Source organism: Salinibacillus kushneri (assembly GCF_900111405.1).
Taxonomy (GTDB): Bacteria; Bacillota; Bacilli; order Bacillales; family Alkalibacillaceae; genus Salinibacillus; species Salinibacillus kushneri.
This window is the reverse complement of sequence record NZ_FOHJ01000001.1, coordinates 488,132-507,468: the sequence shown is the minus strand read 5'-3', so window position 1 is coordinate 507,468 and position 19,337 is coordinate 488,132. Positions and strand designations below refer to the sequence as shown.

20 protein-coding genes are annotated in these 19,337 nt (G+C 37.3%); 15 read left to right on the top strand and 5 right to left on the bottom strand.

The annotated features are described in order from the left end of the window. Positions 1-56: 56 nt before the first annotated feature. From BMX63_RS02345 to BMX63_RS02335, 3 genes are all read left to right on the top strand, one after another. Positions 57-695: a hypothetical protein gene (locus BMX63_RS02345; protein WP_245732680.1), complete on the top strand. Its 639-nt coding sequence runs from the start codon at positions 57-59 to the stop codon at positions 693-695. Positions 696-1,449: 754 nt separating this feature from the next. Further along, on the top strand, positions 1,450-1,707 hold the full coding sequence (locus tag BMX63_RS02340) for a hypothetical protein (RefSeq protein ID WP_093131556.1): 258 nt from the start codon (positions 1,450-1,452) through the stop codon (positions 1,705-1,707). Then, complete coding sequence (locus tag BMX63_RS02335; RefSeq protein WP_093131554.1) at positions 1,701-2,717, top strand: reverse transcriptase family protein; 1,017 nt, start codon at positions 1,701-1,703, stop codon at positions 2,715-2,717. The genes BMX63_RS02340 and BMX63_RS02335 overlap by 7 nt, the downstream gene beginning before the upstream one ends. Before the next feature lie 241 nt (positions 2,718-2,958). Here BMX63_RS02335 and BMX63_RS02330 read toward each other — a convergent pair whose 3' ends face one another. From BMX63_RS02330 to BMX63_RS17855, 4 genes are all read right to left on the bottom strand, one after another. Beyond that, complete coding sequence (locus BMX63_RS02330) at positions 2,959-3,771, bottom strand: DnaD domain-containing protein (protein ID WP_177167137.1); 813 nt, start codon at positions 3,769-3,771, stop codon at positions 2,959-2,961. Continuing rightward, positions 3,749-4,294 (bottom strand): competence protein ComK, encoded by a 546-nt coding sequence (locus BMX63_RS02325; protein ID WP_093131550.1) that lies wholly within the window; start codon positions 4,292-4,294, stop codon positions 3,749-3,751. Before BMX63_RS02325 ends, BMX63_RS02330 begins: the two co-directional genes overlap by 23 nt. A gap of 84 nt (positions 4,295-4,378) precedes the next feature. Continuing rightward, positions 4,379-4,777, bottom strand: coding sequence for a helix-turn-helix domain-containing protein (locus BMX63_RS02320; protein WP_143060103.1), 399 nt, complete (start codon positions 4,775-4,777; stop codon positions 4,379-4,381). A gap of 464 nt (positions 4,778-5,241) precedes the next feature. Next, entirely contained in the window at positions 5,242-5,415 is a 174-nt protein-coding gene (locus tag BMX63_RS17855) for a hypothetical protein (RefSeq protein ID WP_177167136.1), read from the bottom strand. Positions 5,416-5,949: 534 nt separating this feature from the next. On the opposite strand from BMX63_RS17855, the gene BMX63_RS02315 reads away from it, so the two are divergent. The 8 genes from BMX63_RS02315 (at position 5,950) to BMX63_RS02280 (ending at position 14,344) form a co-directional block, all read left to right on the top strand. Further along, positions 5,950-7,236 carry an NAD(P)H-dependent oxidoreductase gene (locus BMX63_RS02315; RefSeq protein WP_093131650.1) on the top strand — a complete coding sequence of 429 codons (1,287 nt, stop codon included), beginning with the start codon at positions 5,950-5,952 and terminating at the stop codon, positions 7,234-7,236. Positions 7,237-7,265: 29 nt separating this feature from the next. Then, positions 7,266-7,691: a transcriptional regulator GutM gene (locus tag BMX63_RS02310; RefSeq protein ID WP_245732679.1), complete on the top strand. Its 426-nt coding sequence runs from the start codon at positions 7,266-7,268 to the stop codon at positions 7,689-7,691. A gap of 176 nt (positions 7,692-7,867) precedes the next feature. Continuing rightward, entirely contained in the window at positions 7,868-8,383 is a 516-nt protein-coding gene (srlA, locus tag BMX63_RS02305) for a PTS glucitol/sorbitol transporter subunit IIC (RefSeq protein WP_093131544.1), read from the top strand. Positions 8,384-8,413: 30 nt separating this feature from the next. Beyond that, positions 8,414-9,448 (top strand): PTS glucitol/sorbitol transporter subunit IIB, encoded by a 1,035-nt coding sequence (srlE, locus tag BMX63_RS02300; protein ID WP_093131542.1) that lies wholly within the window; start codon positions 8,414-8,416, stop codon positions 9,446-9,448. A gap of 21 nt (positions 9,449-9,469) precedes the next feature. Then, on the top strand, positions 9,470-9,826 hold the full coding sequence (locus tag BMX63_RS02295) for a PTS glucitol/sorbitol transporter subunit IIA (protein WP_093131540.1): 357 nt from the start codon (positions 9,470-9,472) through the stop codon (positions 9,824-9,826). Between the two features lie 183 nt (positions 9,827-10,009). Then, entirely contained in the window at positions 10,010-10,921 is a 912-nt protein-coding gene (locus tag BMX63_RS02290; protein WP_245732678.1) for a sugar-binding transcriptional regulator, read from the top strand. An 834-nt stretch (positions 10,922-11,755) separates the two neighbouring features. Continuing rightward, complete coding sequence (locus tag BMX63_RS02285; RefSeq protein WP_177167135.1) at positions 11,756-12,688, top strand: ketopantoate reductase family protein; 933 nt, start codon at positions 11,756-11,758, stop codon at positions 12,686-12,688. Positions 12,689-13,549: 861 nt separating this feature from the next. Further along, the gene (locus BMX63_RS02280; RefSeq protein ID WP_093131533.1) at positions 13,550-14,344 is read left to right on the top strand and encodes a TRAP transporter large permease subunit; all 795 of its coding nucleotides are present in this window, start codon (positions 13,550-13,552) and stop codon (positions 14,342-14,344) included. Here the strand turns inward: BMX63_RS02280 and BMX63_RS02275 are convergent. Then, complete coding sequence (locus BMX63_RS02275) at positions 14,307-14,936, bottom strand: MurR/RpiR family transcriptional regulator (protein ID WP_093131531.1); 630 nt, start codon at positions 14,934-14,936, stop codon at positions 14,307-14,309. The two genes, BMX63_RS02280 and BMX63_RS02275, sit on opposite strands and share 38 nt — an antisense overlap. 347 nt (positions 14,937-15,283) lie before the next feature. Between BMX63_RS02275 and BMX63_RS02270 the strand changes: the two genes are divergently transcribed. The 4 genes from BMX63_RS02270 to BMX63_RS02255 are packed head-to-tail and all read left to right on the top strand — an operon-like array spanning position 15,284 to position 19,337. Next, positions 15,284-15,580 (top strand): YhdT family protein, encoded by a 297-nt coding sequence (locus BMX63_RS02270; RefSeq protein ID WP_093131529.1) that lies wholly within the window; start codon positions 15,284-15,286, stop codon positions 15,578-15,580. Continuing rightward, positions 15,577-17,052 (top strand): sodium/pantothenate symporter, encoded by a 1,476-nt coding sequence (gene panF, locus BMX63_RS02265; RefSeq protein WP_093131526.1) that lies wholly within the window; start codon positions 15,577-15,579, stop codon positions 17,050-17,052. The genes BMX63_RS02270 and panF overlap by 4 nt, the downstream gene beginning before the upstream one ends. A 13-nt stretch (positions 17,053-17,065) precedes the next feature. Continuing rightward, the gene (locus BMX63_RS02260) at positions 17,066-18,295 is read left to right on the top strand and encodes a M20 family metallopeptidase (protein ID WP_093131524.1); all 1,230 of its coding nucleotides are present in this window, start codon (positions 17,066-17,068) and stop codon (positions 18,293-18,295) included. After that, a complete protein-coding gene (locus tag BMX63_RS02255) occupies positions 18,288-19,337 on the top strand; it encodes an isocitrate/isopropylmalate dehydrogenase family protein (protein WP_093131522.1) in 1,050 nt (349 codons plus the stop codon). Before BMX63_RS02260 ends, BMX63_RS02255 begins: the two co-directional genes overlap by 8 nt.

Here is a 19,337-nt window from a genome sequence, read left to right as displayed (position 1 = left end):
CACATATATTGTCCTCTGAGGGTCGGAGGATAATTGATAAGATTGAGACACTTCAATTGTCATACAGAATATTTCAAGTAAATCAAATAGAATTAAGTAAGTTACTTGATGAATACGCTTCTAATTCAGATTTAGCATTAAGTTTGTCTTCTAATAGAGAGAAGTTAGATGATTTATTCAGGGAGATTACAAGATTACTCCATAATTTTTTAGCTGCAGCAAAAACCTTAGTAGATCATACAAGAGTTTTTTATAATGAAGAATATAAAGGAACTGAATTTGAGAAAGATTATAATAGTAAAATAAAGGGAAACTTTATAGATATTCCTATTTCAAAATTTGTACAAGACTTAAGGAATTATATTTTGCATAAAACTCTACCGATTGCAGGTGCTACATTGTCATTCAACATGGGTGCTGGAATATCTCATTCAATAACGTTAGATGCAAAAAGCTTAAAGGAATGGGATAAGTGGACATCAAAGTCAAAAGAATATTTAGAATCAATTCCGGAAGACCGTATAATTTTAAAGGATGTTGTAGACGGATATGCAAATCAAGTTACGGAGTTTTATAGTTGGTTTGGTGATAAACAAAAAGAGATCCATAGTAAGGATATTGAGGAACTACATAAACTTCAAGCAAAACAAAAAGAGCTGTATAAAAAAGCAGGCTGGGATGATATGCTCATCTAACGAAGAAAGTAAATTTAAGTATCCCTACCCGACACCCCTTATGAATCCAGCCACGCTAAACAGTGTAATCTGCATTTTGTTTCAGGCAAAACCTTCCGCATTTGTCAGTCATCCCACTAATCGAATAACACCATTTTATTTTCTATTATTGTACAAAAGAAAGGGATAATTTAGTAGATTAATAGTGAAAAAAGTCAAAATAAATAAGCCTTTCTTATCTTCTTCAGATAACGATATCTTAAGGAGTACTGAGCGCAGGTACCCGGTATTACTTATGGATAATAGGTGTTTTGTCTGTTTGAGAAGGGCAGTACTGAGGGATTAGTTGGTAAGCACAGAAAAGAATTTCCTAGCTTATGAAAAGGCTGGAAGTGCTTGATTTATTAACAGAGGAAAGTAAAAAATGTAATTCTAATAAAACAGATAGATTTAATTTAACAGAATTGCATTTTTATGGTAGAATTAAATTGCGAAAATTGAGACAATACCTCTGCAAAAATTTAGTGGATTGAACACAATTTTGTTCATGAAGCGCTATCAGTCGGGGGCTTTTATCCGTTTACCGTAACGGTCCCTAATCTAAGGTCCTATAAGTTCATAGTAGTATAAGAATTTCATCATAAATGATCTGAGCAGAGGACTTTTGGCTAGAGGATGCTAGAGAGAGCGATACTTGTCTCAAAAATACCTTCCCAATAATATTAACGAGCAGAGGGGCCTTTTGGCCAATTTAATATTAAAAGGAGGGGCAACGTTGGAGGAATCTCGTTGTAAAAATCGTAAGTATCGCCGAAAAAACAGAGATAGAAAAAGTTCTAGTTATAAGCGAGTGAAAAATTTATTCATAGAGAACTTTGTTCCTGAATTTGCCGCTTTACTAGCTAAAACTATTATTCTGTTTATTCGATTATTGTTTCTAAAAGAAGTCTTCCATTTGGGAATAGATTCAATAAAAAATATTCTCTCTAGCTTCTTTTACAATCAAAAAAGAATGCGAGGTAGCCAATGTTAATTTCACAACCACATTCTCTATTTGAACTACACAATAAAAGAAGATTAGCCAGTCTACTTAAGACAGATGTTGAAAATTTTAACCGAATTGAAGAAAGATATACGGTCTACCCTTTTAAGAAAAAGGTAGGCAAAAAAGTAAGAACGCTTTTTAATACGGATCAACATTATAAGTCACTTTTAAGACGGTTAAATAAAATGTTATGTAAAACTAATATCCCTGATTATGTATATGCGGGCATACCCAAGAGAGACTTTCTAGATAATGCCTTAATACATAGACAGAAACCATATATTCAAACTGCTGATATTCAGAACTTTTTTCCAAGTACTCGGGATAGTTATGTTTATGGTCTGCTTTTACATAAGTTTCATACTAGCCCTGATGTGGCTAAGATTATTACTCAATTAACAACGTATCCCCTTGATAGTAAAACTGCACTACGTCATATACCTCAAGGTTTTCCTACAAGTACAATACTATCCTTTCTATCATATTTTGATTTGTTTAATGGGATATACAATTTATGTAAGCAAAATGATATTCATTTTACTTTATTTGTAGATGACATGACATTTTCAAGCCATAAGAGAATTCCAAAGTCCTTTTTAAGACATATTAACTCAATTGTTAAAAAGTACGATTTACAACTTCATCCTAGTAAGATCCATCGAATGAACCCCTATAACTATAAAACTGTTACAGGCGTTGTGATTGATCCGTGCACTGGCTTACTTAAAGCTCCAAATAAACTACAGAGAAAAATGTTTAATAATTTTAAGGCTATTCATAATTATTCCATTAATACATTTAATGACTACATTCAGTTTAAACAACTTGTTCTTAAACTGGAAGGACAATTAAAGTCGATTAATAGAATTGAACCCAATAGGCAAATGCCATATATAACTACTGTAGTAAAAGATATAAAGCGTAATTTTATAACTCACTCAGTTAAGGGATCATCTAGGGATGTTTTAAAGAGTGAATATGAATTTTTCGTGAAATAGTTAAATCAAATGAAATATTTATAAGTCCACATGTGATAGTTAAATCTATTTTCTGTCAAAGGTGGGTCTAAAAGATAACAATGGTTGGATTATGCGTTAGTTGCGCTATCCGTAACCGGTACCCCTTATGGACAATTATCAGGGTTTGTCCGTGAATAGAAGGACATTGAGTGATTTTGTAGGGGCTATTTGAGGTGTATGTGGTTTGATGAGGTATCTGATATTGGTACCTAGGTACGATTTACACCCTCGCCAGGAGCGCAGCAAGCTCCTTTCTTTCTTCCTCAATATCCCTTCGTCCTTTTTCAGCCACAGGTTCTTTTTCCTTCTCCACATCAAACCATTCCGGCAGTACTTCCTTTTTCCGTGATACTCGCGGTTTAGACCTCTGCTTTTGATAAGTCCGTTCCTCTCCCTCTGCTTCCTCAACACTGGTAATCCCTTTTATCTCCCAGCTTTTTAAAATACTCTTCACATACCCCCAGTTCGCCTTATTCCGCTCTAAGGCTCTTTTTATAGCATGGATAACCAGTTCATCACCAACAGACCGAGCCCATTCCTGGATATCATGTTGAATATAGGCAGGCAGTTCACCTGCATTTTCCTCAAAGAAAATTACGGATGCCGATTTTGCGTTTGTTGTTGCAGGATTGGTTTGGTTTTCTTTCGTCTTTCTTTCTTTTATTAATGGGTCCGCACTGTGGTTCTCACTTTGGTCCGTACTCTGGTCCATCGTGTGGTCGGCATTGAGGTTCGTACTGTGGTCCATAATGGCCAGCAGGCTGACCATTTGATACTCCGGAGCCTGATTTCCTCCCCGGGATCGAACGTGAATGTACCCTTTGTCCACCAATTCCTTTCGCGCCCGCTTAAACGCACTATCCTTTAACCCGGATTTCGTTTTTAAAACCGTAGCAGCGACCGTAAATGTTTTCCTCCATCTAGTCAGATTGTTAATGTGCATTAACGCATGCCAAAGACTTACGGCAGAATTTGAGACAGGATTGGTTACGCCTAACGTATAAAAAGCATTAATCTCTTGAATATAATTCATTATGGATCGTCCTTTCGTTTCTATCATTTTTGGATGGGAATTGATTTTGAATAGCAGATTGATAACGGAGCATACAGATCGCCGTTCGCTGGATTTGTCTTTCGAGCAGGTAAAAAGATTCCTTTAGAGGAAGTTCATCCCCGTTTCTAAATCGGATAATTGATGGATGGATTTTTTTCGAAGCCGTGCGATTGGAGATGAGCGAGTCAATGTGGGGATAAAAAATCCATTGGCAGTTGAAGTCATTAGGTGAGTGAGTCGGAAAAGTATAAATTTGCTGGTCGGGATAAATAGGAATGGGGACCTTGTGACGGAAGCTGGTTTGATACATAATGTACTGCCTCCTCCCATCATAAGATGACCCAGCCTCGAGACAGGCCCGCTTAATAAGCTGCAAGGGGGATTTTCTTACATAAAGTTCGCGGCCTTCTTCTAATACGGTGGTGTCATAGTCGAAATGTCTGGCGGGCAGTAAGGTGATGGTGGAGGGGGTAATGCGGTAGTTGCTCACAATTTCAGTCATTGGGGACACTCCTTTTGTGGGGATATTGAGGTTGAACAAATCGAAACTCGAGGCTGGTGCGGAGGATAAGAGGGGAGAATGGGGTTAATTCATGTTCTTCTTAATCTCATCAAGTAATTCCCATGGGATATGCAGATGGTAGGATAGCTTAATTAGGGCTTTGAGAGAAGGCATCTTTTTGCCACGCTCAATATCACTGAGGTAATTCTCATTAAGACGTGCCAATTGAGCTATATTCCGTTTGGTTCTTCCAGTATCATACCGTTTCATCCGAAGATATCGGCCTAATCCTTTCGTGATGTTATCATTTCTTTCTAGATAATCCAGGAATTCCCAGGAGATATGTAAGGTTTTAGATAGATGAATTAGGTTGAATACGTAAGGCATCGTTTCGCCCCGTTTCATTCTCCCTAAACTTTTGTCATGAATCCATGCTTGATAAGCTATCTCTTCTATGGAATAATCATTGATTTCCTTTTCCATTTCAATTCTCTTCCTATGTAGAAATCTACCAATCACCAACTTTAATTCCTGATCTGTCAAAACTATCTCCCTTTTTTCTAAATTATCTATTGGGAGATAGAGACTAGACACAGCATGTTGGTGATGTTTTTACAGTGTTTGGAATTAAGGTGGAGTTTTTTTGCGGGACATAGGGACAGGTGCAGTGTCCCGGAATACAAGTGGTACTATAATATAGGAAAAAGATTAGAGTTTGATTGTCAGTTTTCTGTCCCGATTGGACAATCTGTTTTCATGAGAAGTGTCTTGGATATGGGTGTAGAAAGTGGGCACTAGCCACTGCATATGGGTTTCTACTGAAGTTTATTATTTGCTAAATATTAAGCCGGACTATTTACATATACTTAAGGACTTAACATAAACGTTATTTTAAATATGAAAAGTAATCATTATTAGGCTCATCTATATCTAGGTGGTGAGCCATTTTATTTCATTTTATGGAATTGGTTAAAGAAGAAAAGGGAAATTGGCGACTCTTCTAAAATTCTTAAGCATTCCAAGTAATCTACATCATCATGAATTAAAGTTGTCCGTTTTACTCCACGAGTAGTAATATGTAAGTTCGCACCAGGAAACCAAATTCTCTTCTGTCTTGGCAATCATAAAACCCCTCCATGTTTTTTCTTATGTCTATGGATATTCTGGATAGAACTTTTTGAAAACTATACCGGTGTACCACTTATGGACAAATGGCAGGGTTTCTCTTACAGAAGGACAATAGTGAGTGGAGGTTAGGGTTTAGATCTTGCTGATCGTATAAATCTAAAGAAATTTCCATCCCTTTCAGTAAATTACCCAAACACCCCCTCTTAGAATAATCTAAGAGGGGGTGTTTCTTATGTAGAGTCCTCGTTCTTGCTTTAATTCGATTGTATCATTGTCGAAATGCCTGGCGAGTAGTAAGGCCATGGTGTTGGTGTTGATGAGGTAATCAAAACCAAAATATAACAAAAATTATTAAGTATAACAAATGATTGTAATAAAACGTTTGTTTTTATTTGTAACATATGTTAAAGTTCTAATTAGTAGTTGTTAACTAACTTTGTAGTTTTTTAGTTCTTAAATAGTAAATGGACTTATCATGTAAGCGCAAACAAAAGATTTGTTAATAATTTAGGGGGAGGAACATGAATATGTCAATCTATCAACAGCTTTTAGAAAGAGACAAGGAACAACAACCAATTAAAGTGGGGATTATTGGAGCTGGGCAAATGGGCTTTGGTTTGATCTCGCAAATATCAAGAATTCCTGGAATGGTTGTAGGCGGGATTTGTGATGTAAATGAAGAAAATGCTAACAGAGCCAAAAATTTTTATTTATCTCAAGAAAAAAGAAAGATAAATACAGTTATATCGAGTGACTATCGTGAAGTCATTCAGTCACCAAATGTGGAAGTGGTGGTTGATGCAACGGGTGTTCCAGAAGTAGGTGCAAATATTTCGTTAGAAGCCCTTCGATCTCAAAAACACCTTGTGTTATTAAATGTAGAAGTAGATATTACAATTGGATCTGCGATGAATCAACTATTTAGGTCAGCTGGATTAGTTTACTCAGGTTCTGCTGGGGATGAGCCAGCCGCAATTGTAGAATTATATGAATTTGCTAAAACAATGGGACTAGAAGTCGTTGTGGCAGGAAAAGGGAAAAATAATCCACTTAAGCCAACAGCAAATCCGGACACATGTGCTGATGAAGCGAATCAAAAGAATATGAGTGCTCATATGTTAGCCGCTTTCCAAGATGGGACGAAAACTATGGCTGAAATGAATTTATTAAGTAATGCGATTGGTCTAGTACCTGACAAAGTTGGAATGCACGGAGTTGAGGCGAATTTAGATAATGTTGCTGATATTTTGAACACAAAAGAGAATGGAGGGGTATTAAATAAAACAGGTGTTGTTGATTATGTAAACGGTTTAGCTCCAGGTGTGTTTGTCATTGTAAAAAGTGAGCTAGAGCCTGTAGACGAAGAACTTCGTTATCTATTAAAGGTTGATGAAAACCATGGACCACACTATACCTTATACAGACCTTATCACCTTGCTAGTTTAGAAACGCCAATCACGATTGCAAAAGCAGTTCTGCAACACGATACATCTATTCATCCGTTAGGAGCACCCATTTCAGAAACAGTAACTGTGGCGAAAAGAGATATCAAAGCTGGTGAGCAAGTTGACGGTATTGGCGGTTACTCTGTTAGAGGAGTATTAGAAACACATGAAGAAATGAATGTGAATGGTCATATTCCAATTGGGCTAATTAGTGGAAATGTAGTTGCGAAAAAAGATGTTAAAGAAGGTCAATTTTTAACCGAAGATGATGTTGAATTAGATCCAACTACAACGGTTTGGAAACTAAGGTCATTGCAAAATCAATTGTTTCCAGATAATAAAAATAAGGAATTAAGTTTATCTAAATAGTCATTTAATAAGAGAAGGGGGAGGGCGTGATGGGGCTCGTCCTAATCGCATGCGGACTTCTTATTACGCAGTATGCTTTAACATTTATTCAAGTACGACATTATAAGAATTCGATGGAAGCGATGATTGGAAAATATAAAGGAACAAAAGGGATTCACCTATTCTCAGGAAAAGCACAAAGAAAATTAGGTGCGGGATCCATTGCAATGATTGTCGTGGATGAAAACTACATTATTAAAGAATGCCAAGCGGTGCATGGTGTTAGTATCCTCTCAACTTTTAAGGAAATAAAACAGTACAAAGGTAGTCATGTTGGCGAATTGCTTGATAGCTTACATGCATCCATTCAAGCTACAGGCAAATACAAGCGTAAGAGGGTTCCTGCTTTAAGCGTGGCACTTCATCAAGCTGCTGAAAATGCTCTAATATCTATTTCGAAAAAAAGTCAGGACTAATCAAACTTTAGAGAATAGGTGAGAGGTCTTCTCTACTATTAATGGATGATTTAGATAATAAAAAGGGAAATAGAACGGGAAAATAGCTTCCTTTTGTATAAAAAAATATTTTAAAACAGAAGGAAGTTAATGTTTTAAATAAAGTTGAATGAGAAATGCAAAAGGGGTGTAAATCAATGGAATGGATTCAGTGGTTTGGAGAACACTTTATTGGAATGTTTAATGCTGGTGGGGAACAGTTTATGAGCTTATTTACAGGAATTGTTCCGACCCTCTTAGTATTATTAACATTCACTTATGCACTGATTAAATTTATTGGTGAAGAAAGAGTGACAAAGGCAATTAAGTTTGCATCGAAGTATACAATTTTAAGATATACGGTAATGCCGATCTTATCGATTTTACTTCTAACAAATCCAATGGCATATACGTTTGGACGATTTGTTGAAGAGAAACAAAAACCTGCTTTTTTTGACTCCTTAGTATCGTTTTTACATCCGGTTACCGCTTTATTTCCATATGCGAACGCCGGCGAACTATTTGTTTATTTAGGGATTGCGAACGGGTTAGAGCAAGCAGGTTATGCAACCTCTGAAATAGCAGTTAGATTTTTCCTAGTTGGTATAGTAGTTATGTTTTTAAGAGGGATTATTACGGAACAAATTACGAAATATTTGGCTGCGAGAATGTAAGCGTATACTATTTAGGAGGACTGATGGACAATGGCAAATAAGGCTGTTTTTGTAAATAAAGGCCCTGGTGGTTGGGGAACTGGTTTAAGAATTGAACCAAAAGGAAAGAAAGCAAAAGTTGTGTCGATTACTGGTGGTGGGATACACCCAGTTGCTGAAAAAATTGCAGAATTAACAGGTACTGAAGCGGTAGATGGGTTTAAAAACTCTATACCAGAAGATGAAATGATGTGTGTTGTGATTGACTGCGGAGGGACAGCAAGAATTGGCCTCTATCCAATGAAACGTATACCTACCGTTGATATATTATCATCATCCCCGTCCGGCCCTCTTGCTAAACATATTAAAGAAGATATTTTTGTATCAGGGGTAACGGAGAAACAAGTGGAATTATCTAGTGAAGAAAGTGATCAAGCTTTAGCGGAACAAGCGACTGCTGCAGAGCAAGCGGATGAATCAAGCTTTAACACAACAGATAAAGAAAAATTTAAAGAAGAATATCAACAAGTTAAAGATAAACACAAAGGTAATAACGATAATTTCTTAATGAGATTTTCAAAAGGAATCGGAAATGTAACAGGAACGTTCTATCAAGCAGGTCGTGATTCAGTTGATATGCTAATTAAAAATATCATTCCATTTATGGCATTTGTTAGTATGTTAATCGGTATCATTAATTACACTGGAATTGGTGATTTAATTGCTAACTCTTTATCACCACTAGCTAGTTCTCTTTGGGGATTAATTGTTATTGTATTCATTTGTACATTACCATTCTTATCTCCAGTATTAGGACCAGGTGCCGTTATTGCCCAAGTTATTGGTGTACTAATTGGTAGCCAAATTGGAATGGGGAATATTCCACCACAATTTGCTTTACCAGCATTATTCGCAATCAATGGTCAAGTAGGGGCGGATTTCATTCCAGTTGGTTTATCATTAGGGGAAGCGGAACCAGATACGGTACAATATGGAGTGCCTGCTGTATTATACAGTCGTTTAATTACAGGTGTGTTAGCCGTAGTGATTGCCTACTTTGCTAGTTTTGGAATGTATTCATCATAAGATTAATAGGGGGGAGCATAAATGTATAAATCAACCATAAAAGAAATCGGTGCTTTAGTGCCAAGCTTTGAAGAAGAGAAAGTAGTTATTTTATTTGGGCCACAAGCACCAGATGAATTAAGAGAAATGTCAGTGATTCATGAAATAGAAGAGACTTCGGATCAACCTATTCAAGAAGGTGGTACTTTACGAATTGGAGATCAAACATATACCATTACCGCTGTTGGGTCAGCAGCAAATGATAACTTAAAGGAACTAGGACACATTTCCGTTTATTTTAAGGAGCCCGCAGATAATGTGTTACCTGGTGCGGTGTTTGTTAGTCCATCGCAATTTCCTACATTTAATGAAGGAAATACAATCGTATTTGAAACATAAAGTTCTCCATTTTGTTTCCGTATATGTATAGATTTAAATTATATTGATGGTTAAAATAATAGTTAGAATCATTTAGGTTCAAGCTTAATTAAGCTTGAACCTAAAACCTTAATAGCAATAATTTTTATTAGTAAATATAGAATGGATGAATTGAACATGTCATTTTTAAATGATAAAAGATTGATGGTTAAAATCGCGCATATGTATTATGAAGAAGGCGCAACACAATCAACTATTGCCAAGTCTATCGGGGTTAGTCGATCTTTAATATCAAAATACCTTACCAAAGCAAAAGAGACCGGTGTTGTGGAAATTATTATTCACGATGATGAAAGTCATCCTTTCCTGGCTTTGGAATCAAAAGTGGAACGTAGGTACGATTTAAGAGAAGTTGTATGTGTGAGCAGTAATGATCAGGAGACATCTAAGGGGCGATTGGGAATTGCTGCAAGTAAATATTTGCTGAGAATCCTAAAAGATGGTCAAACACTTGGAGTATCTTCAGGCACGACTTTAAATGAAGTCGCTAAATCAATGCAACCCAATCAACATTTTCCTGATTTATCGATTGTACCATTGGTAGGTGGTATGGGTGACGAACAAGTAGATATTCACTCTAATAATATTGTAGCCACTTTAGCGGATTGTTTGAATGCTAAATATAGTCTACTACATGCTCCGGTTTTAGTTGATTCTAAGGAAGCGAAAGACATTATTTTTAACCAGTCCACGATAAAAAATGTTTTTGATAAGGCAACGGAGTCCGATGTTGCCTTGGTAGGTATTGGTGGTACACCGGAACATTCCACCATGGTCAAGTCTTATTTACACCAAGGGAAACAAGAAGAGGTGGATTTCGAAAATGTTGTAGGCGATATATGTTATAACTTTATAGATCCCGATGGTAATACAGCTTTAAATGTTTGGAATGAAAAAGTCATCACATTGGCATTAGAGAAACTAAAGAATATACCACTTGTTATTGGTGTTGCGGGTGGAAGTGAAAAAATAGAGGCTATTAGAAGCTCTTTAATAGGTAATTTAATTGATGTTTTAATTACAGATGAGAATACGGCTAAAGCTCTGTTAGATTAGCTCTGGAGACGGAGTAGCTCGTCTATAGTTTCTCTCTCTACCTTCATTACAAAGAATTCGACATTCATTTCTTACAAATGAACGTCGAGTTCTTTTTATTGTAAGTATATTCCTTTTTTTATTTGTATAGCACATTTGATTTTGCTGTAAAAAACACTTACTCCCGGTTATCCATAGTGTTGTTTTAATTCACTTCAAAACATGAATGCAGCATTACTTCTTACTATCTTTTCTGCCAAACATGGATTACTTAAAATTTAAAAGATGATGGTAGTATTAATCCGTTGTATGAGTATGATATTTATATGATACGAGATAAAGCCAAACGTAAGCACGCTAACTGACTATGATGCTTATGGTCATTATGCTCACCAAGAAAGCACTTTACAACTTACGCCGTCTTTCAGTATTACTAAAAGGGTGTTAAGTATAGCGGTTGAACATGAGAATAAATTTAACGAACATGAACCTCAACCACATGTTCAAATGAGTAGATATTAAGAGATTATTATTTTATTAAAGGAAGGTATAAAATGAATAAATAAATACTCCCGCACATGTACCTGTTTTTCGGTATACTATTATTTGTTTTATCTGTAACCATTGTCCCAGGAACATTAATTCTTAGTTACTTTTCTTTTTTGGTTCCTTCCTTTTTATGATTACAGGCTTGGTATGGATTTTGATTCTATTATTTCGTCAAGAAGATAAATCTTTATTTATCTTAAGGGCTTGGTTCTTCAAGCCTTTTTAATACAGAAAAAATAGTCTGGTTTATAACAAAGAGTGATAAAATAATGATAACTTGAATGGAAACAAAGGGGAGGAATGGAAATGAGGATTGGTGTTGCAGGAGCAGGAGCAGTCGGCAGTTATTTTGGCGGAATGCTCCATAACGCGGGACATGATGTAACTTTTTTAGCTAGAGGATATCATCTGGCTGCGATGAAGACGGAAGGATTATTGATTGCGGGGGAGCATGGTCAATTCCGTGTTCCTGGAACGTTTACCGACCGTTTAAGTGATCTGGCAAAATCAGACTTGGTATTGTTGTGTGTCAAATCAAATGATACCGAAGAAGTCGCTAAACAACTGAGGAACATTTTAAAGAACAGTGCACTTATCATGACGATGCAAAATGGCGTTGAAAACGAAGAAATATTAGAGGATGTATTTGACAAGGAGCGATTGTTATCAGCAGCTACATATATTCAAGCCTCCGTAGAAGCTCCGGGCAGGATCCGTCAACAAGGAAGAGTCAAACTTGTAATAGGAGAATTAGATTCATCAGCAACGGATGACTGTGCAGTCATTATGGAAAAATTTAATCAGGCGGGTATTGATACTGTGCAATCCAGGCACATCCTTGAAAGGAAATGGCAAAAATTATTATGGAACGCTACCTTTAACCCGTTATCCGCTGCTGCAGTCGCTCGGGTTGGGCAAATCTTAGATGATAAGCAGTTAAACAAAACTGCATCAGCAATCTGCTCCGAGGTCATTAATGTCGCGATTCATAAAGGCATTTCTTTTGACCCCGAACCAACTCAAGCCAGGATTTTTTCTAATGCCGAGAAGGCGAGAAATCATCAAACATCCATGCTGCAGGACCGCCTCCGTGGAAAGAGGATGGAAGTGGAAGCCATGTGCGGATATATTGTCAGACAGGCCAATCTGCTAGATGTGTCTACTCCAGCCTTACAGTCCATTTATAGTGTTTTAAGTTTCATAGACCAAGCCAATAAGTCCCACATGAAGATGAAGTAGTTCTGATATCCGAGGAGAGATATTGAAAATAGCCTATCAATGAGCAGTCTAAATCTCGTAGTAAATAATAAAGTGACAGCAACGTTTGTAATTTTGTGACTGATTATGTTTAAAGGAGATGCGATTTAATTTTACTGGTGATGTCCATTAAAAAAGAAAGGGTTCAATTCCTTTATATTAGATAGACGGTTGATGGTGATAGAATTAATTGTGATTGGCTATCTGTAACATTTTCTTAGCAGTATAGGAATTACCTACGTCAATATCGGCCAATTCAAAGATGAATCCCTATATCATTTTTGAATCGTCAAATCCGCGTTAATTAATAATATTGATTTATTTTTGAATTATTAGAGTTGTTAGGCGGGTGGAATCACCATTAAATCCTTTTTCTTCTCAAGAAAACAAATATTACGAATGTTCATTAAACTGCGCTCAGCAGTTATTTTTTTGCCGTTTTTTAGAACTGTTATTATTTACTTTGGCATGCAAATTGCATCATTAATAAGCAAACGAAAAAAGAAGGTGTTTGTTTATGAGGGTCACGGTTATCGATGAAATTTAACAGATAGAACAGTCATTAAAATTTTTCAGAAAGTGCAGTCGCATGGATAAAACGGAAGAGCATCTGTCACAAATAACTATGGTAAAATTGATATCCTTGTAAATAGGAGCGGTACATCCTGGTGAGCGATTGTTGAAGAAATACATTGGTGATTTTGCGCTTAATTATGAAAACGCTATCAAAAAAACTGCACGATTATTAGCTGTAGAGGCTAGTGACTTAATTATGGGGAAAATTGTCAGTGTCGTGGCCGTACACTATGGTCGAATTAATTTCATATTGGAGGTGATTAAAAAATGGGAACCCAAACGATCCAAACTCAAAAGCTTGATACGACAATTAAGGAGAAGCCGGCGTTTATTGAAGAGATTTGGAAACAGAGAAATAAAACATGGAATCGCTCTAGAATTTTCATGCTTATTATAAGCCTGCTTGCCATTGGGCTGTCCATTTTTCATGTCTATACAGCCGGCTTTGGGACTTTATCATCTTGGCAGCAAAGAAGTGTCCATGTTATATGGGCGCTGCTATTAATATTTTTGTTATTTCCTTATAAAAAGGGCAAAAAGTTTGGTGTCATGGATGTTTTTATCGTGCTTTTGACCATAGTAACAGCCTTCTATATGATTACAGGGGCAGAAGCGATTCAAAGCAGACAGGGAAATATCAATAATAGTGACATTGCTTTTGGAACAATTTTTATTGTCCTCGTACTGGAAGCTACGAGGAGAACAAATGGTATTTTGATGTCTGCCATTGGTGTATTCTTCCTTGCCTACATCTTCTTAGGCAGATATTTTCCTGGGGCATTGGCACATCCAGGGGTAGGGTATGACAGGATGGTTGATCACATGTTCAACGGGACATTAGGAATATTCAGTGCCCCTATTTACGTAAGTTCAACAGTCCTTATCCTGTTTGTCATTTTCGGATCTTTTTTAATGAAATCCGGGGGCGGACAGTTTTTTACCGATTTTGCATTCGGCCTTTTCGGAAATAAAACTGGCGGTCCTGCGTTGTCATCGGTTGGTTCCAGTGCTCTTGTGGCGACAATTACGGGAAATGGGGCAGCAAATGCGAATAACTGGTGATGGAGATGACCTTGGCTCCTCTTCGTTTGGCTATTTCAATGCCATCAATAATTTCTTTCGTTTGTCCTGAACTGGAAATCGCAATCACAAGATCGTTTGATGAAAGAATCGAGGACGCAATAATCATTGCATGTGAATCCGTGTGCGTATCAACAGCAAATCCCATCCTGGACAGCCGTGCTTTAAACTCCTGTCCAGACAAGCCAGAACTGCCGATGCCGAAAATATGTATCCGACTAGCCTGTAACATCCATTCACAGGCTTTTTTGTATGACCCGATATTAGTAAGCGAATTGGTTGATTTAATAACGGATTCATAAATTTGATTCACTTTTGTAATAGCATCATCCGCTTCATAGTTTTCTTCCACTGCATCACGAAGCAAAATTTTAAAGTCGACAAAACTGACCGCATCAATTTTTTTGCAGAAGCGAGTAATGGCCGCTACCGATACATCAATTTTATCCGCTAGTTCCTGAATATGTATATTTAACAAATCCTTATTATGCTTTATCACATAATCTGCCACTTTTTTTTCGGTTTTGCTCAGAGTCTGGTATTTCAGCTGGATTTGATCTAAAATTGAGTGCATTGAGTTACCTCCATCCATATGTTGCTATGGTTTTATTATAAGGGAGAGGGTGGTGATTTGCACACGGAATGGTACCTGGTACGCTTTATAGACAAATGACGGGTTTTGTCTCTGCCAGAAGGATAATTTTAATCTGGCTAATTTGAGCATGATTTATAGAAGGGGATAAGTGCTGAGGGAGTTGCTGGGTTACAATCCCCCTCAACCGTCTTACCCCCGCTACTCACCATTGACCTAGACTACTCGTCACATTATCCCCCATTACGTTTAACACTTTGTCTAATTAATTTTTAATATTCTGATAATAAAATAAAACAAACGACTATTTTATAGAGGGAGGTTTTTGAATGAGCCAGAGTGCTAAGGAAGATAAGAGGTTTAAAATTGCTCATCGAGAAGCTTTGATAGGTTGTGGTTTGGCAGTATTCAACATTATCTGGTGGTATGGGTTTGCTTATGGTTTTGGATCAAAATCTCCGGATGAGTATACCTTTATTTTGGGGTTCCCCGCTTGGTTTTTCTATAGCTGTATTGTTGGATTTATCGTAATGGTTATATTGGTCTGGGGCGTTGTGAAATTTGCATTAGTCGAGGTGTCCTTTGGTGATGAGGAAGATGAAAGTGATGAGGTGAAATCTGCATGAATTGGGCTGTTATTATTCCATTACTTATTTTTGTCGCTATCGTATTTGTAATTGGTATCTGGTCCAATCGTAAAATGGCCAGTTCATCTTCCTTCCTAAGTGATTATTTTATTGGAAGCCGTGAGTTTGGTGGACTAATCTTAGCTATGACGATGGTCGCAACATATGGCAGTGCATCAAGCTTTTTAGGAGGACCAGGAGCGGCATACTCAATTGGACTTGGGTGGGTACTGCTTGCCATGACTCAAGTGGCTACTGGATATTTTGTATTACTCATATTAGGAAAAAAGTTTGCGATTGTTACCAGACATTATAAAGCCGTCACATTAATAGATTTTTTGGGAAAAAGGTATAAAAGTACATCTGTTGTTATGATTTCTGCCATTAGTATAATTATCTTTTTATTTTCGGCAATGGTAGCCCAGTGGGTTGGTGGAGCTTATTTAATTCAATCATTAACAGGTCTTTCCTACGTATCAGCACTATTTATCTTCTCCATTTCAGTATTAATATATGTAACTATTGGCGGGTTTAGAGCGGTTGCATTAACCGATACGATTCAAGGTATCGTGATGTTTTTTGGAACCCTTATTTTACTTATTGCAGTTGTCGTAGCTGGAGGTGGATTGAATAATATTTTTGCAGATTTAATGGCAGAAAACCCTAATTTAGTTACTCCATATGGACAAGATGGCCAGCTAACGAATCTCTATGTTTCTTCCTTTTGGATTCTGGTTGGAGTAGGGGTAGTTGCTTTGCCTCAGGTAGCTGTTAGGGCGATGTCTTACAAAAATTCAAAGTCCATGCATCGTGCTTTAATGATTGGAACGATTGTTGTTGGATTTATCATGTTGAATATGCATTTGATTGGTGTACTTGCCCGCCCGGTATTACCAGGTATCGAGGTTGCTGATCAGGTTATCCCAATGGTTGCGCTTGAAGTTCTGCCTCCTGTTCTTGCCGGTATTATTTTGGCCGCACCTCTAGCAGCGATGATGTCTACGGTTGATTCTCTTCTTTTATTAGTCAGTTCATCTGTTGTAAAAGATATTTATATCAATTATATAAAGCCGGATGCAAATAGAAATATGGTAAAGAAATTAAGTATGGGCGTAACAGGGATAATAGGAGTTATTGCTTTTCTGTTGTCGATTAATCCACCTGAGTTATTGATTTTCTTAAATCTATTTGCCTTTGGCGGTTTAGAGGCTGCCTTTATTTGGCCGCTTGTTTTAGGTCTATATTGGAAGTATGCCAATAAATATGGAGCGATTGCATCAATGGTGGCTGGAATTAGTTCCTACATTGGGATTCATTTTTATAATCAAGCTTACGGAGATTTATTGGGTGTAGATACGGTTACGATTCCTGTGTTTGTTTCGTTAATCGTTTTTGTTCTCTTTAGTCTGCTCTTTAAACAACAGCCATATTATTTTCCATTGAAAGAACAAACGGTTAATCATAACTCATAAAAGGGGAGTTTATATGAAGTTAGCAAAAAAAGAACGCTTGAAAAGAGACTATGAACATGTTGTCAAATTAACCCAGCAATTAGTGCGTATTCCCAGTGTTTATCGACCTGAGGATCCAAATAGTAACGAACAAAAGGTGGCCAGTTTTGTGGCTGGTTATTTAGAAAATCTGGGAATCGAGACTTATGTTGAAGAAGTTGAGCCTGGCAGACCAAATGTCATTGGAGTAATAGATTCTGGCAAGCCAGGAAAAACCCTATTATTTGAGGGTCATACCGATGTTGTTACGGAGGGGGATCATGCCAGCTGGAAGTATGATCCATTTGGTGCACAAATCGTTAATGGACGAATGTATGGCAGAGGTACAAATGACACAAAAGGCAATTTAGCTTGTATGATTACGGCTGTTCAGTCCTTACTTGAGGATCAGGAAGAGTTTACTGGGAAAATGATATTATGTATTCCAGTAGATGAGGAAGGCATGATGATAGGTATAAAGCACTTTATTAAAAAGGGCTGGGCTGATGATGTTGATGGAGCTATTATTTGTGAACCAGAGGAGAATCAAATCTGTATTGCCCAGAGGGGTGCACTTAGAATTAGAATCACTGTAAAAGGTAAGCAGGCACACGGTGCAATTTCCTGGAGCGGCATAAATCCAAATTGGCGTATGGCAAAAATTATTACAGCTCTTGAACAGTTGGAAATAGAAGAGCAAAAGATTCATGGTGAACATGAATTTCTAAAGGGGCCAAGCATTACACCCACTGTTCTAAAAGCACCCATTACAGGTGATGCACAAATTAATGTCATTCCCGAAAGTTGTATGACTACATTAGATATTCGAACGGTTCCTAACCAAGATCATAACGAACTCCTCACAAAGATACAAAATACATTTACTGAGTTAAAAGAACAGGATGAGAATTTTGAAGCGAGTTTAGATGTAATTGAAGATCGTCCTCCAACAGAGACAGACATAAAGAGCCCTGTTGTTCAAGCTGTTCATGCTTCAGTGAAGGAAGTATTAGGAAAAGGTCCTGTCTATAATGGAGTTCCCGGTGCTACAGATGGTACATTCCTTCACCTCCATGGTGTGCCTATTGTAACGATAGGTGCCGGAGATCGAAATATTCCACACCAAGTCAATGAATATGTTGAATTAAATGAGCTTGGTGAGACGACTGAAATTTATCGAAAAGCTGCTTTAAACTTTTTAAGAGGGATTAGTAAAAATGTATAAATTAGCCGTAATACCAGGAGATGGTGTCGGTAAGGAAGTGATGGAAGAGGCGTTAAAAGTCATTCGTGTAATCAATGATAGAGAGTCGATTACGCTTGATTATGAGATTTTTGATTGGGGCTCTGAATATTATTTAAAGTATGGCCGGATGATGCCTGACAATGGTCAGGCAATCTTACAAGAATATGATGCTATTCTCTTTGGGGCAATTGGAGATAGTAGAGTTCCTGATGAAGTAACCATTTGGGAATTCATTATGCCGATCCGAAAAAACTTTAAGCAATATGTCAATTTACGTCCGGTTAAGTTGCTCAAGGGAATAGAGAGCCCTCTCCGATTATCTGAAGAAATAGACTTTGTCATTTTCCGTGAAAATACAGAAGGTGAATATTCAGATGTGGGAGGACTTATGTTTCAAGGAGATCAACGTGAATTAGCTGTTCAAAATACGATTATGACAAGACAGGGGATAGCACAATTAACGGAGTATGTTATGAAGTATGCCAAGGCACATCATTATACCAAGGTCACAAATGCGACCAAGTCTAATGCAATTACTCATGTAATGGGATTTTGGGATCAAGTTGTTGAAGAAATTTTTGCGAATGAGGTTTTAGCGTATGAAAAGATTTATATTGATGCGTTAGCTGCATATTTTGTGGAACGACCGGAACGCTTTCAGGTGGTAATGGCGTCTAACTTATTTGGGGATATTTTATCAGACCTGGGTTCAGCCATTGTAGGTGGGTTGGGTATGGCACCATCTGGGAATATTAACCCGGAAAAAGAATTTCCATCTATGTTTGAACCTGTACACGGATCGGCGCCAGATATAGCGGGGAAGGGGATTGCCAACCCGCTTGCACAAATTTGGTCCGTAGCATTAATGCTAGATCACCTCGGACGGAAGGATTTACATGATCATGTAGTTTTCGCCATTGAACAATTATTACTGGAAAATAAGACCTTAACACCGGACATTGGAGGCAATGCTACGACAAAAGATGTTGGTAATGCCTTCATTAAAAAACTATATCGTTAA

Excerpts from the sequence above, each read along its gene's own strand:
- BMX63_RS02310 (WP_245732679.1), top strand. The coding sequence starts at position 7,266 with ATGGGGCTCGTCCTAATCGCATGCGGACTTCTTATTACGCAGTATGCT.
- BMX63_RS02275 (WP_093131531.1), bottom strand. The coding sequence starts at position 14,936 with ATGCACTCAATTTTAGATCAAATCCAGCTGAAATACCAGACTCTGAGC.
- BMX63_RS02260 (WP_093131524.1), top strand. The coding sequence starts at position 17,066 with ATGAAGTTAGCAAAAAAAGAACGCTTGAAAAGAGACTATGAACATGTT.
- BMX63_RS02315 (WP_093131650.1), top strand. The coding sequence starts at position 5,950 with ATGTCAATCTATCAACAGCTTTTAGAAAGAGACAAGGAACAACAACCA.
- BMX63_RS02290 (WP_245732678.1), top strand. The coding sequence starts at position 10,010 with ATGGTTAAAATCGCGCATATGTATTATGAAGAAGGCGCAACACAATCA.
- BMX63_RS02295 (WP_093131540.1), top strand. The coding sequence starts at position 9,470 with ATGTATAAATCAACCATAAAAGAAATCGGTGCTTTAGTGCCAAGCTTT.
- BMX63_RS02335 (WP_093131554.1), top strand. The coding sequence starts at position 1,701 with ATGTTAATTTCACAACCACATTCTCTATTTGAACTACACAATAAAAGA.
- srlA (WP_093131544.1), top strand. The coding sequence starts at position 7,868 with ATGGAATGGATTCAGTGGTTTGGAGAACACTTTATTGGAATGTTTAAT.
- BMX63_RS02255 (WP_093131522.1), top strand. The coding sequence starts at position 18,288 with ATGTATAAATTAGCCGTAATACCAGGAGATGGTGTCGGTAAGGAAGTG.
- BMX63_RS02280 (WP_093131533.1), top strand. The coding sequence starts at position 13,550 with ATGGGAACCCAAACGATCCAAACTCAAAAGCTTGATACGACAATTAAG.
- BMX63_RS02285 (WP_177167135.1), top strand. The coding sequence starts at position 11,756 with ATGAGGATTGGTGTTGCAGGAGCAGGAGCAGTCGGCAGTTATTTTGGC.
- panF (WP_093131526.1), top strand. The coding sequence starts at position 15,577 with ATGAATTGGGCTGTTATTATTCCATTACTTATTTTTGTCGCTATCGTA.
- srlE (WP_093131542.1), top strand. The coding sequence starts at position 8,414 with ATGGCAAATAAGGCTGTTTTTGTAAATAAAGGCCCTGGTGGTTGGGGA.
- BMX63_RS02330 (WP_177167137.1), bottom strand. The coding sequence starts at position 3,771 with ATGAATTATATTCAAGAGATTAATGCTTTTTATACGTTAGGCGTAACC.
- BMX63_RS02270 (WP_093131529.1), top strand. The coding sequence starts at position 15,284 with ATGAGCCAGAGTGCTAAGGAAGATAAGAGGTTTAAAATTGCTCATCGA.
- BMX63_RS02320 (WP_143060103.1), bottom strand. The coding sequence starts at position 4,777 with ATGGAAAAGGAAATCAATGATTATTCCATAGAAGAGATAGCTTATCAA.
- BMX63_RS02325 (WP_093131550.1), bottom strand. The coding sequence starts at position 4,294 with ATGACTGAAATTGTGAGCAACTACCGCATTACCCCCTCCACCATCACC.